Here is a 731-nt window from a genome sequence, read left to right as displayed (position 1 = left end):
AGCACGTAGGGGCTGATGCCCAGGGCCTCGGCCAGGGTCCGGAAGGACAGGGAGGACAGCGGCTTGTCCTGCAGGTAGTCGATGATCTGTTCCATCAGCTCGGTCTTGCGACCCGGGTTCTTCGGTCGTGCCATGAGGTGACTCTATCCCCTGATGATGACAGGAATGTTTCGCCCGTGAGCACGTTCGGCGACCCGGTACCGGTCTCAGACGTCCCCCGCCCGGAAGTTCCAGCCGGAGGGTTTGTACCCGGAACGTCGGTCCGGGTGCCGGAGGCGCCCGGCGGGTCTGTCAGGGGCGGGACCGGCCGATTTTCCTGATCTGGCTCAGCGGCAGGCCGGAGGCTGCGGCCAGTTCCCGCGGCGGGATTCCCTGGGCCAGCCCTTCCCGGATCCGATCATGTAGGTCGGCTTCGGTATTGTCGAAGTGAAACTGAACCGATTCCTTATCGGCTGCAGCCACACGCACCCTCACAATCCGCGGGTCCATTTTTCGTCCTTTCGGTGACCGGCATGTCACTGTCTGCAAGCCCCGGCCCCCTGGTGCCGGACAGCCCCGGCCCCCGCAGCCTTCGCAAAGGTGCCGGTGTTCAGTCACTATGAACGGTGCGGATGAAAACACCATGAGAAACCCCTGAGGAAATTCTCATCCACCCCGCTCCACGCGGCCTGCCCCCTCCAAAAGCGGTACGGGCCCGGCGACGCCCCGACCGTCCGGGTTTCGCACGTGCT

Annotated in this window: 1 protein-coding gene; it reads right to left on the bottom strand. The window is 64.7% G+C overall.

All coding sequences use genetic code 11. The annotated features are described in order from the left end of the window. Positions 1-291: 291 nt before the first annotated feature. Positions 292-489: a hypothetical protein gene (locus AC5RVV_RS17700; protein ID WP_494002660.1), complete on the bottom strand. Its 198-nt coding sequence runs from the start codon at positions 487-489 to the stop codon at positions 292-294. Positions 490-731 lie beyond the last annotated feature (242 nt).

This window comes from Arthrobacter sp. MDT2-34-1 (assembly GCF_059091365.1).
Note: the sequence above shows the minus strand (reverse complement) of the source record. Positions and strands in the feature narration are given on the sequence as shown.

What these genes read in the sequence shown, in the direction of transcription:
- AC5RVV_RS17700 (WP_494002660.1), bottom strand. Translation starts at nt 489, where the DNA reads ATGGACCCGCGGATTGTGAGGGTGCGTGTGGCTGCAGCCGATAAGGAA.